The sequence below is a fragment of the Amycolatopsis sp. NPDC048633 genome (genome assembly GCF_040650695.1).
GTDB lineage: Bacteria > Actinomycetota > Actinomycetes > Mycobacteriales > Pseudonocardiaceae > Amycolatopsis.
The window spans coordinates 39685-54906 of the sequence record NZ_JBEZHS010000024.1; the positions used below are offsets into that span (position 1 = coordinate 39685).

At 73.6% G+C, this 15222-nt stretch carries 14 protein-coding genes; 8 read left to right on the top strand and 6 right to left on the bottom strand.

Going from position 1 to position 15222, the window contains the following annotated elements; translation table 11 throughout:
- Complete coding sequence (locus AB0C38_RS33165) at nt 1–1872, top strand: GAF domain-containing protein (RefSeq protein ID WP_360681157.1); 1872 nt, start codon at nt 1–3, stop codon at nt 1870–1872.
- Nucleotides 1873–1942: 70 nt separating this feature from the next.
- Here the strand turns inward: AB0C38_RS33165 and AB0C38_RS33170 are convergent, their stop codons facing one another.
- A complete protein-coding gene (locus AB0C38_RS33170; RefSeq protein ID WP_360681159.1) occupies nt 1943–3088 on the bottom strand; it encodes an MFS transporter in 1146 nt (381 codons plus the stop codon).
- A 30-nt stretch (nt 3089–3118) separates the two neighbouring features.
- Here AB0C38_RS33170 and AB0C38_RS33175 point away from each other — a divergent pair, with 30 nt between their 5' ends.
- Nucleotides 3119–4129: a LacI family DNA-binding transcriptional regulator gene (locus tag AB0C38_RS33175; RefSeq protein ID WP_360681161.1), complete on the top strand. Its 1011-nt coding sequence runs from the start codon at nt 3119–3121 to the stop codon at nt 4127–4129.
- On the opposite strand, the gene AB0C38_RS33180 is transcribed toward AB0C38_RS33175, so the two are convergent.
- Nucleotides 4119–5012, bottom strand: coding sequence for an NADP-dependent oxidoreductase (locus AB0C38_RS33180; protein WP_360681163.1), 894 nt, complete (start codon nt 5010–5012; stop codon nt 4119–4121). The genes AB0C38_RS33175 and AB0C38_RS33180 overlap by 11 nt on opposite strands.
- Before the next feature lie 79 nt (nt 5013–5091).
- Here AB0C38_RS33180 and AB0C38_RS33185 point away from each other — a divergent pair, with 79 nt between their 5' ends.
- The 3 genes from AB0C38_RS33185 (at nt 5092) to AB0C38_RS33195 (ending at nt 7933) form a co-directional block, all read left to right on the top strand.
- A complete protein-coding gene (locus AB0C38_RS33185) occupies nt 5092–5628 on the top strand; it encodes a helix-turn-helix domain-containing protein (protein ID WP_360681165.1) in 537 nt (178 codons plus the stop codon).
- Between the two features lie 68 nt (nt 5629–5696).
- Complete coding sequence (locus AB0C38_RS33190) at nt 5697–5879, top strand: hypothetical protein (protein ID WP_360681167.1); 183 nt, start codon at nt 5697–5699, stop codon at nt 5877–5879.
- On the top strand, nt 5876–7933 hold the full coding sequence (locus AB0C38_RS33195; RefSeq protein ID WP_360681169.1) for a TOMM precursor leader peptide-binding protein: 2058 nt from the start codon (nt 5876–5878) through the stop codon (nt 7931–7933). The genes AB0C38_RS33190 and AB0C38_RS33195 overlap by 4 nt, the downstream gene beginning before the upstream one ends.
- On the opposite strand, the gene AB0C38_RS33200 is transcribed toward AB0C38_RS33195, so the two are convergent.
- Complete coding sequence (locus AB0C38_RS33200) at nt 7930–9129, bottom strand: PHB depolymerase family esterase (protein WP_360681171.1); 1200 nt, start codon at nt 9127–9129, stop codon at nt 7930–7932. The genes AB0C38_RS33195 and AB0C38_RS33200 overlap by 4 nt on opposite strands.
- A gap of 189 nt (nt 9130–9318) precedes the next feature.
- On the opposite strand from AB0C38_RS33200, the gene AB0C38_RS33205 reads away from it, so the two are divergent.
- The 3 genes from AB0C38_RS33205 to AB0C38_RS33215 all read left to right on the top strand — a co-directional run bounded on the left by AB0C38_RS33205 (nt 9319) and on the right by AB0C38_RS33215 (nt 12094).
- Nucleotides 9319–10647 (top strand): tannase/feruloyl esterase family alpha/beta hydrolase, encoded by a 1329-nt coding sequence (locus AB0C38_RS33205; protein ID WP_360681385.1) that lies wholly within the window; start codon nt 9319–9321, stop codon nt 10645–10647.
- A gap of 314 nt (nt 10648–10961) precedes the next feature.
- Nucleotides 10962–11438, top strand: a complete 477-nt coding sequence (locus AB0C38_RS33210) for a hypothetical protein (RefSeq protein WP_360681173.1) — start codon at nt 10962–10964, stop codon at nt 11436–11438.
- A 71-nt stretch (nt 11439–11509) separates the two neighbouring features.
- Nucleotides 11510–12094, top strand: coding sequence for a dihydrofolate reductase family protein (locus AB0C38_RS33215; RefSeq protein WP_360681175.1), 585 nt, complete (start codon nt 11510–11512; stop codon nt 12092–12094).
- Here the strand turns inward: AB0C38_RS33215 and AB0C38_RS33220 are convergent.
- Genes AB0C38_RS33220 through AB0C38_RS33230 form a run of 3 tightly spaced genes read right to left on the bottom strand, consistent with a single transcriptional unit; the run spans nt 12069 to nt 15221 of the window.
- A complete protein-coding gene (locus AB0C38_RS33220) occupies nt 12069–12953 on the bottom strand; it encodes an aminoglycoside phosphotransferase family protein (protein ID WP_360681177.1) in 885 nt (294 codons plus the stop codon). The two genes, AB0C38_RS33215 and AB0C38_RS33220, sit on opposite strands and share 26 nt — an antisense overlap.
- Before the next feature lie 49 nt (nt 12954–13002).
- Nucleotides 13003–13983, bottom strand: coding sequence for a hypothetical protein (locus tag AB0C38_RS33225; protein WP_360681179.1), 981 nt, complete (start codon nt 13981–13983; stop codon nt 13003–13005).
- On the bottom strand, nt 13980–15221 hold the full coding sequence (locus AB0C38_RS33230; RefSeq protein ID WP_360681181.1) for an MFS transporter: 1242 nt from the start codon (nt 15219–15221) through the stop codon (nt 13980–13982). Before AB0C38_RS33230 ends, AB0C38_RS33225 begins: the two co-directional genes overlap by 4 nt.
- Nucleotide 15222: the final 1 nt, after the last annotated feature.

The following is a 15222-nucleotide window of genomic DNA, read 5'->3' on the forward strand; positions in this document are numbered from 1 at the left end:
ATGACGGCCGTGACCGCACCCACGGACGCGCTGCGCCGGCTGCTCGACCTGCTCGCCTCCGGGGCGAGCAGCGAGCAGCTGGCGCACGTCGTCGTGGCCGCCCGCGCCGAAGGTGCCCTCGGCGCGGCCGACCTGACCGCCCTGGCCAGCGCGGGCGAGCTGGCCCTGCGGATCCGCGAGACACTCGCCGAGCACCGGCGGCGGGAGGCCCAGCTCGGCGCGCTGTTCGACACCGCGAGCGAGCTCGCCGCACTGTCCGATCCGGACACCGTGCTGCGCTCGATCGTCCGGCGGGCGCGGGCGCTGCTGAACGTCGACGTCTCCTACCTTTCGCTCAACGACGAGGCCGAGAACCGGACCTACGTCCGGGTCAGCGACGGGTCGGTGTCGGCGGAGTTCCAGCAGATCGTGCTCGGCATGGGGGAGGGCCTCGGCGGGCTGGTGGCGCAGACCGCGCGGCCGTACGCGACTTCGGACTACTTCCACGACGACCGGTTCAAGCACACCCGCCACATCGACTCCGGCGTCCAGGACGAGGGCCTGACCGCGATCCTCGGCGTCCCCCTGGCGATCGGCCCGAAGGTGCTCGGCGTCCTCTTCGCGTCGGACCGGGGCACGCGGGAGTTCTCCGCGGACGAGGTGGCGCTGCTGTCGTCGCTCGCCGACCACGCGGCGATCGCCCTCGACAGCGCGAACCTGCTCGACCAGACCCGCCGCGCCGTCGCGGAGCTCAACGAGGCCAACGCGACGATCCGGGCGCACACCGAAGCGATGGAGCGCGCCCAGGACGCGCACGACCGGCTGACCGACCTGGTGCTGCGCGGCGGCGACCTGCCGGACGTCGCGGCGGCTGTCGCCGGGGTGCTGCACGGCGACCTCACGGTCTACGACGCCGACCGCACGCTGCTGGCGAGCTCGGCGGCCCCGGCGGCGCTCGACCCGGACGCCCTGTTCGCGGCCCGCGCGGCCGGGCGGGCGGTGTCCACAAAGGACACCTGGGTGTGCGCGGTGCAGGCCGGCCCGGAATTGCTCGGCAGCCTGGTGCTGGCCGGTCGCGACGGGCTGACCGACCCGGACCGGCGGCTGTTCGAACGCGCGGGCGTCGTGACGGCGCTGTTGCTGATGCTGCGGCGATCGGTGGTGCGGGCCGAGGACGAGGTCCGCGGCGAGCTGCTGACGGATCTGCTGACCGCGCCCGACCGCAACCCGCGGGCGCTGCTGGCTCGCGGCCGCCGGCTGGGGATCGACCTGTCGGCCCCGCACGCGGTCCTGGTGGCGCACGCGGACGGCGGCTCGCGGCGGCGCGTGGCGAGCGCGGCCGCCCGGCACGCGACGCTGGTGGGGGTACACGCGGAGGAGGTCGTGCTGCTGGGCGAGGGCGACCCGGACGAGCTGGCGAGGCGCGTGGCGGCCGACCTCGGCGCGGCAACGGGCCGCCCGGTGACGGTGGGCGCGGCGGGCCCGGCGAGCGGCCCCTCGGCGATCGCTTTGGCCCACGGCGAAGCGGCGCGGTGTGTCCGGGCGTTGCTGGCTTTGGGCCGGACCGGTGAGGGTGCGGCGATGGCGGGGCTCGGGTTCCTCGGCCAGCTGCTGGGCGACCACGCGGATCTGGACTTGTTCGTACGGCAGACTTTGGGACCGGTGCTGGACTACGACGCCCGCCGGGGGACGGAGCTGGTGGCGACGCTGCGGGCGTACTTCGCGAGCGGATCGCAGCTGGCGCGGACGAAGGATGTGCTGCACGTCCACGTGAACACGGTGGTGCAGCGGCTGGAGCGGGTGGCGTCGCTGCTGGGGGAGGAGTGGCAGGCCCCGGACCGGGCGCTGGAGATCCAGCTGGCGCTGCGGGTGCACCGGCTGCGCGAGGCCTAGCGGCGCGGAGGGCGCGACCGGTGCTGTCCGCTCGCCGGCAGCGCGAGAGTGGGCTGCACCCGGGCACCGCTCAGGTGGGTGACTCGAACGACGCCGACCGGCGTACCACGATCGCCGACGTGAGTCCGCCGGCCGCCGCGATCACCACCGCCGCCGGCAGCATTCCGTGGTCCAGCCCCAGGCCGCCCAGCGCGGCCCCTAAGGCGATGCCGATCTGGAACGCCACGATGTACACCGCCGACGCCAGGTCCGGCTGACTCTTCGCCACCCGCAGGACCGCCGCCTGCAGCACCACCCCGATCCCCGCCGCGGGCCCCGCCCACGCCACGATCGCCGTCCCGGCGACGACCGGGCCCGGCGAGACCAGCAGCGCCACCATGCACACAGCAAGGCCACCCGTCGTCACCAGCGCCGTCGCGCGGGGGTGGCCGTCGATGTGGCGGCCGATCAGGACCAGGCCCAGCAAGCCCACCGTTCCGTGAGCGAACAACAGCAACGACGTCGACGAACCCGTCAGGTGGACCCACCGGGCGATGATCGCCGTGATGTACGTGAACGCCGCGAAGTGTCCCGTCACCACCAGCAGCGTCGTCAGGTTGACCGGAAACAGCGAACGATCCGCAAGGCGCCCCCGGACCGCGGGCGCCGTCCCGGGCATCGGGCCGACCGTGAGGCGGATGACCAGTGCCGTCAGCGCCGCGACGACCGCCACCACCAAGACCGCGGGCCGCCAGCCGAGGGTCGCGCCGAGCCACGAGCTGGCCGACAGCCCGAACAGGAACGCCAGGGAGTTCCCGGCGAACACCACCGCCGTTGCGCGGCCGGCCTGGCCGGGGCCGAGCAGCCGGGCCGCCATCGACGCCACCACCGACCAGAACACGCCGTGGCCCACCGCCGCCACCAGCCGCGCGGCGATGGCCACGCCGTAGTTCGGCGCGACCGCCAGCACCAGGTTCGACACCACGACCATCCCCAGCGTGACCAGCGCGGTCGTCCGGCGGTCCCAGCGCGACGTCAACGCCACCAGCGGCACCACCGAGACCGCGACGACCAATGCGTACCCGGTCATCAGCAGCCCGATCGCGGAGTCCCCGACCCGCAGCCCGGAAGCGAGCTGAGGCAGGAGCGCGACGGGCAGGTTCTCCGAGGTCACGGACACGAAGCAGGCGGCGCTGAGCGCTCCCAGCGCGAGCCTCGTCCGGGGTGCGACGAGCATTGTTTAACGATACACAGCTAGGGTGGGGAGATGTCCAGACCGACGATGGCGGACGTCGCGCGCCGCTGCGGCGTCTCGGCGATGACCGTGTCGTACTGCTACAACCAGCCCGACCGGGTCGCCCCGGAGACGCTGCGCCGGGTCCGCGAGGTCGCCGCCGAGCTGAACTACCGCGGGCCCGACCCCACCGCGCGGTCCCTGCGCCGCCGCCACAACGGCGCGATCGGCGTCGTGCTCGGCGAACACCTCGCCTACGCCTTCGAAGACCCGCAGGCCCGCCGGTTCCTTGCCGGCGTCGCCGAGGTCTGCCGCGAGCGCGGCAGCGGGCTCAACCTCATCCCGACCACCGGCGCGGACGACGACGGCGAACGCGTGCGGTCGGCGTCGGTCGACGGCTACCTCGTCTGGACGACCGTCGACACCGACCCGGTGCTCGACGTCGTGAGCGGCCTCGGCAAGCCGGTCGCGATCCACGGCGGGCCCGCTTTCGCCGGGGCCCAGGTCGTCAGCATCGACAACCGCGCGTCCGCGCGTGAGCTGGCCGCGCGCACTTTCGCCGACGCCCACCGCCCGGCCGTGCTGAGCTTCCCCTTCGACCGCGACCGCCGGCCGAGGCTGGAAACCGGGCCCGCGGCGGAAGACATCGCGTTCCCGGTCACCCGCGAACGGCTCCTCGGCATCCACGACCACCTCGGCGACCCTGGCGGCCTGCCGGTCGCCGTCGTCGCCCGCAACGACCGTGATGAAGCCGCGAAGCTGGCCGACGCGCTGCTGGACACCGAGCCCGACGCGGTTATCGCGATGAGCGACCAGCTCGCCTTCGCGGTCCTCGACGCCGCGGGCCGCCGCGGCCTGCGCGTCCCCGAAGACGTCGCGGTCGCCGGGTGGGACGACGACCCGGACGCGGACCGCGCCGGGCTCACGACCATCGCGCAGTCGCTCTTCGACCAGGGCCGCGACTGCGCCCTGATCGCGCTCGGCGAGCGAGGTCCTGCCCGGCCCGCGGAGTGGACCGTCATCGTGCGGACGACTACCCGCTGACCGCGACGACCAGCTTCCCCCGCCGCGGCCCGCGCTCGGCGGCGGCGTGCGCGGTGGCCGCGTCGGTGAACAGCTCCTCGACCGGCACCCGGAACCGGCCCTCCTCGAACAGCGCCGCAGCCAAAGCGAGGCCGTGCCGTCCGTCCGGCTCGCCGCCGAGAGCGCCGACCGACACCCGAACGCCGTGGGACGGTCCGCTGAAGTCGGCCAGCGTGACCACCGACGACGGCGTCCCGGTCAACGCGACCAGCTCCGGCAGCGAGCCCTTGCCGGCGACGTCGAGGGCCGCGTCGACCCGGCCGGACACCCGCGTGGCCAGGCCGGGACCGTACGGAACCGGGGTGGCACCGAGGCTTTCGACGAACTCCAGGTCGCCGCCCGTCCCGAGCACCCGCGCGCCGCGCGCGAGCGCCAGGCCGACGACGAGACTGCCGACCCCGCCGGACGCGCCGTCGACCAGCAGCGTCATGCCATCCCGGACGTCCAGGAGGTCGAGCGCGCGGGTGGCCGTCTCGATCCCCGAACCCGCCGCGCCCGCCTGCTCCCACGGCATCGACGCCGGCTTGAGCGCCCAGAACGCCAGCACCGCGAACTCGGCGGTCGCCCCGCCGAGCCGGGCGACGTCCACCGCGCCGAACACCTCGTCGCCGGCCGAAACGCCAGGGCCCGCTTCGTCCACGACCCCCGCGGCGTCGACGCCGGGGATGTGCGGCAGGGCGATCGGCGAGCGCGACTTCCCGGCGCGGATCGCCAGGTCCACCGGCGAGACGCCGGCCGCCCGCACGCGGATCCGCACCTCGCCCGGCCCGGCGTGCGGCTCCGGGAGCTCCCCGACGGACAGGACCTCGGGCGGGCCGAACCGCTCGAACCGGGTTGCGAACACGATCACTCCTCCACATCGGACACGCTGACCGCGCCTACGCTAGGAGTGATCACCGGCGACGAGCGGGGAAGTGAGAGCCGTGCGCGACGAACTGACTCGGAAACGCCGGGCGGACGCCGAGGACAACCGGCGGCACCTCGTCGCGGTCGCGCACACGGCCTTCGCGCGGCACGGTCCGGACCTGCCGGTGCGGGAGATCGCGCGGCGCGCGGGCCTGGCGCCCGCGACCGTCCACCGGCACTTCCCGTCCCGCGACGACCTCCTCGCGGCGGTGCTCGCCGGCCAGGTCGAGCGGTGCGAGGGGCAGCTGCGCGCCGCGCTCGCCGACCCGGACAGCCGCCGCGCGCTCACCCGCACGTTCCACCGCTTCGGCGAGTGGCGGGTCGAGGAGCCCGGGCTGATGGGTGTCCTCGAAGGACCGGAGTTCGCCGACCGCCGACACGCGCACGCCGAAGCGTTCGCGCGGCTGGTCGACCGGGCCCGCGCCGACGGTGTCCTCCGGCCCCGGGTGTCCATCGAGGACGTCCGGCTCGCCCTGACGGCGACGACGTCGGCGCGGACCGGCCCGGCGGCGCGGAGGCTGACCGCGGTCCTGTTGACCGGACTGCTGACCTGAGTCCCCCGTCCGGCCCTGGTGGGAGCCCGGTGACCGGGCGAAGATGCGGACGGACGGAAGGAGCACCCGTGAACGAGTTCGAAAGCGGGCTGAGAGCGGCGTTCGAGACCGGACCGGCCGAGGTGCCCGGGCTGACGGTCGTCCCCCTCGACGGCCGCCCGACGGCCGGGACCCAGTTGTTCTGCGTGGGGGACGGCTCGGTCAGCCCCTGCGTGACCGACGGCCCGGAGCGGGGCACGACCGCCGGGTGACCGACCCGGTCGGGTTCAAGCGCCACTTGAGCACGGCGGCGGTGCCGGGCGACGCGGTGTACGTGCTGTCCGAAGACGGCGCCACGGCGTTGAGCGGGCCGTACGTCGAGGCGCTGGTCCCGCTGCTCGACGGCACCCGGGACTTCGCCGCGCTGCGCCGTGACCTGCCCGGAGACGTTCCCGCTGACGCGGCCGCCGGGGTGCTGAACCGGTTGGCCGAGGAGCGGGTGATCGGCTTGCTCGCTCCCGGCCCGGACCCGGCGGCACTGGCTTACTGGGACGCGGTGGGCGTCGAACCCACGTCCGGCACGGTCGCGCTCGTGGGCGCGGATCCCGCGGCTTTCCGGGCGGCCGGACTGACGGTCGTCGAGCGCGACGCCGACCTGACTGTGGTGCTGTGCAACGACTACCTCGATCCAAGACTGTCCGAAGTGGACTTTGAGCACCGCGCGTCCGGCCGTCCGTGGCTGCTTGCCAGGACCGTCGGCGCGCGGGTGTGGATCGGCCCGTTCTTCACCCCCGGCGCCGGCCCCTGTTGGCATTGCCTGGCCACGCGGCTGTGGGCCAACCGGGCGGCGGAGGCCCATGTGCGGGACGCGCTGGGCTTGCCCGGCCCGCTGCCGCGTCCCGAAGTGACGCTCCCCGCGCTGTCCGCCCTCGCGCTCAACCTCGTCGCGCTGGAAGCGGTCAAGTGGCTGGCGGGGCAGCGGTACCCGGGCCAGCGTGCACTGTGGACGTTCGACAGCCGGGACCTGACCGGCGAACGGCATGAGGTGCGCGCCCGGCCGCAGTGCGCGTCCTGCGGGAACCCGGAACTGGTGCGCGAGCGGACCCGCCGTCCGGTGGTCCTCGGCGAGCACCGCGCCCGGCCGCCGGAGCAGGTGCTCGAGACGTATCGCCACCTGGTCAGCCCGCTGACCGGCGTCGTCAAGGAGCTGCGCCGGGACCCGCGCGGGCCGGCGTTCTTCAACTCCGTCCGGTCCGGGCCGAACGTCGTGCCGGGTCTGCGTGGCGCGGACCGGCTCGGGTCGGCGTTGCGCGCGGAGAACGGCGGCAAGGGCGTCACGCCGCTGCACGCCGAGGTCAGCGCGTTGTGCGAAGCGCTCGAACGGCACAGCGCCCGGTTCGACGGCGACGAGGAAAGGGTGCGCGGCAGCTTCCGTTCGCTCGGCGACAAGGCCGTGCATCCCGACACCTGCCAGCTGTTCCACGAACGCCAGTACACCGACCGGGCGCCCTTCGACGACGACGCCGAGCTGGACTGGACGCCGGTGTGGTCGCTCAGCCGCGGCGAGCACCGGCTGTTCCCGACCGCCCTGCTGTACTTCGGCGCGCCCGGACCGGCCTCCGTCGTCACCGATTCGAACGGCAACGCGGCGGGCAGCACCCTCGAAGACGCTGTGCTGCGAGGGATGCTGGAGGTCGTGGAACGCGACGCCGTCGCGCTCTGGTGGTACAACCGCACCCGGCAGCCGGGCGTCGCCCTGCCCGGCGACCCGTGGACCACCGAGCTGCGCGAGGTGTACGCCGGGCTGGGCCGCGAGGTGTGGGTACTGGACGTGACGTCCGACATCGGCGTCCCGGTCATGGCCGCCGTGTCCCGGCGCACCGGGCCGCCCGAAGAGATCATGCTGGGGTTCGGCGCGCACCCCGACCCGGCCGTCGCGCTGCGGCGGGCGCTGACCGAGCTGAACCAGCTGATGCCCGCGGTCCTCGACGGCCGGCTCGGCGACGACCCGGACGCGGCGCGCTGGCTGCGGGAGGCGTCGGTCGCCGAGCACCCCTATCTGCTCCCGGCGCCACCCGCGGCCGTCGTGCCGGCGGATGTCCTTCCGGTGCGGGAGAAGATCGAGCGCGCCGGGCTGGAGGTGTTCGTGCTGGACCAGACGCGCCCGGACATCGGCCTGCCCGTGGTCAAGGTACTCGTGCCGGGCATGCGGGGATTCCGGGCGCGGTTCGCGCCCGGCCGGCTCTACGACGTGCCGGTGCGGCTCGGCCGGCTGGCCGAGCCGCACGCGTACGACGACCTCAACCCGATGCCGATCTTCCTTTAGCACTGCCCGTCGGCGAGGACCCAGTAACCCGAGGACGTCTCGCGCAGGGCGTGCGTGGTGAACGTGTTCCACAGGCCCATGGCCTGGTTGGAGCCGTTCGCGTACACCTGGCCGCTGCTCTGGTGCGCGCGTCCCGCCTGCGTGTGGGCGTAGTTGCTGGCGTTCACACACGTACCCGAGGGCGGAGTCGTCGTGGTCGTCGGCGGCGTGGTCGTGGTGGTCGGCGTGGTCCCGGATCCCTTGTCCAGCCCGAAGAACACGCCCGTGTAGTAGCTGGAGCAGATGCCCGCGAGGAAGTACGCGCCGGTGCTGCCGCACTGCGTCGTGCCGGTGCCCGGGGCGACCGCGGTGCCGTGGCCCATCCCGGCGATCGAGTACAGCTGGACCTTGTCGGCGTAGTTCGTCAACGTCGTGCCGCCGGGCAGGGACTGCGTGCTCGTCGGCGTCTGGGAGACGTCGTGCACCGCGGTCCACTGGTCGCGCAGCTCGGTGCCGTTGACCGGGTAGACCGTGTAGTCGCCGGTGCCCTGCCAGATCGCGACGCGCGGCCACGGCCCGCTGTAGCCGGGGTACTGCGCCTTGACCTTCGACGCCCACTGCGCCGGCGTCAGGTTCTGGTTGTTCTGCTGGCAGCTCGTCGCCTGCGTGATGCTCGTGGCGCACTGCGCGGGCAGCCCGGCGTTGATGCCGCCGCCGGCGAAGACGTCCGGGTAGGCGGCGAGCAGGTCCGCGGTCATGCCGCCGCCGGCCGACAGGCCCGTGACGAACACGCGGGAGCGGTCCGAGCCGTGGTCGCCGACCGCCTTGTCCACCATGGACTTGACGGACGCGGCCTCGCCGTTGCCCCGGGTGTCGTCGGCGGTGGAGAACCAGTTGAAGCACTTGAGCGAGTTGTTCGCGGTGGACTGCTGGGGGAACACGACCTCGAACCGCCACCGGTCGGCCAGTTCGGGCCAGCCGGAGTGGGCGTAGTAGTCCGAGGCGCTCTGCGTGCAGCCGTGCAGGGCGACGACCACCGGGCGGCCGGACTCGAGCCCGGACGGCGTGTAGGTGTACATCGCGAGGGCGCCCGGGTTGGCGCCGAAGCTCGACACCTGGACCAGGGAGGACGGGGGCGGGTCGGCGCTCGCCACCCCGACGGTGGTGAGCACGGCGGCGGTGATCGCGGCGAGTCCGGCGAAGGCGAGCTTGCGCATGAGGGCGTCCTTCTCGTCGTTGAGAGGGTTTCCAGCGACGCTAGGTCGGCCCGCTGGTTCGGACCATGTGGCCGTCCACCACATCCTCGCGGCGATTCATGGTGACCGGCGGGGTGGCTCTCCCCGGGCGCACGCGCTTGGGTTCTCTTGCATCGAGACCGGAGGTGGACCGTGCGCAGATGGCTGGTTGTGGTTCTGGCGGGGGCGCTCGCGGCGGCGCTGCCCGCATCGGCGTCGGCTTCGGCCGGGCGCTGCCGGGTGGACGTGCCCGGCGCTCAACGGCAGGTCGCCGTGTGCCTGGACGACCTGACGACGACCGGCACGCTCGCGTCCGGGCACACCGTCGAGGCGGACTGGGCCGGGCTGACGTCGGCCGGGCTGCCGACGTACGGCCGGGTGCCCGGCGTCCAGGTCGACGGGTACTTCCCGGACACGTCGACGGCGAACACGAACAACGGCTGGAACCACGACTCGCAGTTCGTGCTGCGCCTGCCGGCGCACTGGAACGGCGGCCTGGTCGTCGCCGGCTCTCCGGGCGTGCGGCGGCAGTACGCGAACGACCGCGCGATCGGTGACCAGGCTCTGGCCGAGGGTTACGCGTTCGCCGCGACCGACAAGGGCAACACCGGCGCCGCGTTCTACGACGACGGCGTCCGGCCGGGAGACGCGCTGGCCGAGTGGAACACGCGCGTCACGCAGCTGACGCTGGCCGCCCGCACGGCCACGGCTTCGCACTACCGCCGTCCGGTGACGCGGACGCTGGCCGCCGGGCTGTCCAACGGCGGGTACCTCGTGCGGTGGCAGCTGGAGAACCGGCCGTGGCTCTACGACGGGGGCGTCGACTGGGAGGGGACGCTGTGGCGTGCCGATGGACCGAACTTGCTGACGTTCCTGCCGCCGGCTCTTCGTGCCTACCCCGCCTACGCGGCGGGTTCGCCGGCTGCGCACCAGTCCATTTTGGACGCCGGGTTCGCGCCGGGGTCGGAGTTCCTGTGGGACTACCACTACCGCGTCTACTGGGACCTGACCCAGCGGATCTATCGCGAGGAGGTGGACCCTTCGTTCGATGGTTCGCTGCCGGCCGGAACTCCTTTCTGTGCTTCGGGAACGCCGTCGTGTGATGCGGACTATGCGTATGCTTCGCGGCCCGCTTCGGTGGCACGGGCGGTGGAGCGGATCTCGCTGACCGGGCGGATCGGCAAGCCGCTGCTCACGCTGCACGGCACGCTCGACACGCTGCTGCCGATCACCCGGGACTCCGATGTGTACGACCGGATGATCACGTCGGCGGGCCGTGGGGCGTTGCACCGGTACTACCGGGTGGTCGGCGGCAACCACGTCGACGGACTGGTCGACGCTTATCCGGACCAGCTGCGGCCGCTGGGGCCGTGCTTCCGGACGGCGTTCGACGCACTGGGCGGCTGGCTGCGCGGGGTGCGTCCGCCGGCCTCTTCGACGGTCGCCCGCCCGCCCGGCGCGAGCCCGGCCGACCTGGCCAGGTCCTGCTCGCTGGGCTGAGCCCAAGCGCCCCAATGTGGCCTTGGTTGCGTTCAACGCACCCAAGGGGCCCTTCGGTGCGTTCAACGCACCGAAGGGCCCCTTGGGGCGCTCGGCCCGACGCGTCCGAAAAGAATGTGAACCGGACGTCACCGGGACTCGTACTACTGGGTGAGGGGCCTTGTTCCGGCTACTCGAAAACCGTTTCCGACCTGCGGATCAACCGCCCGGACGGGCCACCCCGTTCGGCCGCTTGCGGGAGCGTTGCCCGTCGTTCATGATGGCCACCGGGGTCCGCGAAACATTCGTTCACGTCGAATATCCAGGTGTCGGCCATGCTTCGGAAGAACCGCAAGTCCGGAAGTGAACGCCATGCTGCTACCCGTCGCCGGGGCCTCCTGATGGCCGCCGCGGATCTGCCCGCTTTCGCCATCATCGCCGGCCTGCTGCTCCCGGCGCTCGCCGCGGCGGCCTGGGCCATCACGCTCGAACGCCGGCCGCGCCGGGCGACCGTCAACGCGGAGCCGGACCTCGAGCCGGACTGGACGGTGGCCGGCATCGAGGCCCGTCTCCGCTTCGAGCAGTCGGCGCTGCGGCTGTCGGAAGCGGGCACGATCGCGCTGCCGACCATGCCGATCCCGGAGCAGACGAGCCGCGACTCGTCCCCGGACCGGCTGCCGTGGCGGGTGCCGCGCACGATCCCGCCCGCGGGCCCGCAGTCGGGCCGGGTGCCGGTCTCGCGGTTCGCGTTCGCGCCCCCGGACAGCCTCCTGATGCGCCGCATCCTCGACGGCCTGCGCAACCTGGACTGAGCCCGCTGTCGATCCGCGGCTCCGCCGTTCGTACAGGAGGTGACCAGCCACCTGAACGAAAGGGACATCCGATGCGTTCGATCAGCGTCACCATGAGCGTCACCCTCGACGGCGTCGTGCAGGGCCTCGGCCGGCCCGACGAGGACACCCGCGGCGGCTTCGCCCACGGCGGCTGGGGCAACGGCTACCAGGACGAGGTCATGGCCCGCGAGATGGGCCAGGGCATGAGCCGCGCCGGGGACATGCTCTTCGGGCGGCGGACCTGGGAAGACTTCATCGCCGCGTGGGCCGGGCGCGACGACGGCAACCCCTTCACCACCCACATGAACGCGGCCACCAAGTACGTCGCCTCGGCCACCCTCGAGGACGCCGGGGCCTGGCAGAACTCCGTGCTGCTGCGCGGCGACGCCGAGAAGACCGTCGCCGAGCTCAAGGCCGAGCCGGGCAACGACCTGTCCGTCATCGGCAGCGCCTCGCTGGTGCACACGCTGCACGCCGCCGGCCTCATCGACCGCTACACGCTGCTGATCCACCCCTTGACCCTCGGCGCGGGACTGCGCCTGTTCGAGGGGCCGGCGCCGCTCACCGAGTTCACCCTCACCAGCAGCGTCCCGACGACGAAGGGTGTGATCATCGCCCGGTACGAGCGTCGGTGAGTGCCTGGACGATCTGGCGCGTGGTCTGCGCGGCGACGCCGGGGTGGTCGGCGGCGTAGTGCGTGTAGGCGTTCAGGCCGGTGCTCAACGCCCAGCCGCGGCCGCGGGTCCAGGTGGCGTCGTCGGTGCCGAGCGCCGCGCGGAAGGTCGCTCGCGGCCCGGCTGCCAGCAGGGTGAAGGCGACCATCAGGTCGCACGCGGGATCGCCGACGCCGAGCCCGCCGAAGTCGATCACCGAGCTGAGCCTGCCGCCGGTGGTCAGCAGGTTCCCGGTGTGGAAGTCGCCGTGGAACCAGACCGGCGGGCGGTCCCACGCGGGCGCGCCGAGCGCCGCCTCCCACAGCTCGAGCATCGCCGAGGCGCCGAACACGTCGCCGGCCTGCTCGATGGCGGCGCGCGTCGCCGCGTCCCGCGCGCTCAGCGGCCGGCCGGTGAGGTCGCCGGCGCCTTCGGTGGGCTGGCGCTGCAGGTCGGTCAGGAAGCCCGCGAGGGTGGCGGCGGCGTCGTGCGAGCCGGCCAGGGCGTCGACGGTCGCCACCTCGCCGGGCAGCCACCGCGACACCGCCCACGACCAGGGGTAGCCGGAGCCCGGCTCGCCGACGGCCACGGGTTCGGGGACGGCCAGCGGCAGGACGGGGGCGAGCCGGGGCAGCCACTCGGCTTCCTTCTTCGCCTGGTCGATCGCGCCGGCGTGGCGGGGCAGGCGCACGGAAAGATCCGCGCCCATGCGGAAGATCGCGTGGTCCGAACCGCCCGGCTCGACCGGGCGCAGGGGCAGCCCGGCCCAGTGCGGGAACTGGGCGCCGACCAGCCGCCGGGCCAGCGCGGCGTCGACCGCCGGGAGCGTCTCGGGTGCCATGGGCACCGAGAAGATCACGTCCGAGCGGGGGCCGCCACCGGATTTCGGCTCACGAGCCGAGCGCCGCGGGGGACTCCGCCTCCGGGATCAGCAGCCGGGCCGCGCCGGAGCCGTCGGCCGGGACCGACCAGACGTCAGCGTGACCCGGCCCGCGGGGGACGCCGTAGCCGATCGTGTGGTCGTCGAGCCACGCGGGCTGGTCGTCGACGCTGCGGGTCTCGGCCAGTGGCGTCACCTTCGAACTGGCCAAGTCCACCACGGACAGCCGCCAGCCCTTCGCCGGGTCACCGTCCACAGCGGACTTGTACGCCACGCGCGTCTCGTCCGGCGAAAGGGAAGGGCACTCGACGTTCTCCCGCAGCGTCCGGATCGTGTGCGCGGCGAAGTCGCCCGCGACGAGGTAGCGGTGCCCGGCCGTCGACATCGTCGCGTAGAAGCGGCGGTCGTCGCGGGTGAACGTGACGCCCCAGAAGTTGAGGTCCGCGGCCTGGTACGGCTTCCCGTCGAGCGTCACCGCGTAGTCCTCCAGGGTCCCGGCCAGGTCGCCGGTCGCCGTGTCGAGGATGCCGGCGCGCGTGGAGAACATGCCGCCGTTGTAGGAGTCACCGGTGACGAACACCGTCCACGCGAGCATCCGGCCGCTCGCCGACACCCGGGCCCGGTTCGGCAGCCCGACCAGCGGGATCTCCCGGCTCACCGCGAGGCCCGCGTCGAGCACCGCCAGCTGGTAGGTGGTCAGGTCGCCGTCCGGGCGCAGGCAGAGCCCGGTGCCGCCGGCGGCGTACACCCGCGAGCACGACAGCGGCGACACGGTCCGCGCGCCGCCGGGGTCGGTGGTGGACACCGTGGCGACGTGCCCGCGGTCGGCGTCGGCGGTGCTGCGGAACAGCAGCCGCGGGCCGGGGGAGAGGCTCACCGCGCCGGTGACGGCGACGTCGTGGCTGCGCGCGCTGGCGAACCCTACGTAGGCGACCGCGGCCCCGGCCAGCACGAGCACGCCGGCGATCGCGATCAGGATTCGCGCCTTCATGCGGCCGCCTTCCGGGGCGAGAGGACCACGAACGTCACGGCGATCGCCACCAGCGCCGCACCCGCGGCGACGCCGATCGCGAGCCCGGCGCCCCAGAACTGCCAGGCCAGTCCGAAGAGGACGGACGAGACGAAGTACGCAAGCGCTTGCGCCGTCTGCACGAGCGAAATCCCCGTGGTGCGCAACGACTCCGGCAGCAACGGACCGGCCAGGGCCATCAGGACGCCGTCAGTGGCCGCGTAGAACGCGCCGTACAACGCGAGTGACAGGACGAACAGCGGCCAGCCGGACACCGGCCCGGCCAGCAGCAGGTAGACGAGCACGAGCGCGCCGTAGCCGCCGAGCACGACCGGCAGCCGGCCGACCCGGTCGGCCAGCGCGCCCAGCGGCGCGGCCAGCAGCAGGTAGCTCAGGTTGGTGCCGACCGCGAGCAGCGGGAACCAGCCGGTCGCGATGTCTTCCTTGTGCTGCAGCAGCAGGTAGACGAACCCGTCGCCGACCGTGGCCAGCCCGAGCACGCACGCGGCGACCAGCAGCCGCCGCACACCGCTGCCGCGCAGCAGGGCCGCCGCGACGCGAGGCGAGACGGGGTCGGCGGGCCGCGGCGTCCGGTGGTCGCGGACGAACAGCACGAGCAGCAGCACGCCGATCGCGGCGACGCAGAAGCTGACGACGAACACCGCGTCGAACGCCTCGGGGTTCGTCGTGCCGACCGCGGCCAGCACGGCGAGCGCGACCAGCGGACCGGCGAACGCGCCCACGCTGTCCATCGCGCGGTGCACGCCGAAGGCCCGTCCGAGCAGCGGTTCCGGCGTCGACAGGGTGATCAGCGCGTCCCGCGGCGCCGTCCGCAGGCCCTTGCCGGTGCGGTCGAGCGTGATCACGGCGCCGATCGCGGCCGCCGACGCCCCGGCCGCGAGCAGGCCGAGCTTGGCCACGGCGGAGAGGCCGTAGCCCACGCCGGCCACGACCTTGCGCCGGCGGACCCGGTCCGCGACGTAGCCGCCGACGATCCGCAGCAGCGCCGTCGCGCCGGTGTAGAGGCCGTCGACCAGGCCGTACGCGGCGGGGCTGAGGTGCAGGCCGAGCACCAGGTACACCGGCAGGACCGCGGTGACCATCTCCGAAGAGACGTCGGTGACCAGGCTGACGGCGCCGAGCGCGAAGACGTTCGCGCCGACCGCCGAGAGCTTGCCCTTCGCGGCGTGCTCCCGGCGGCCGATGGTGGAGAGGTACACG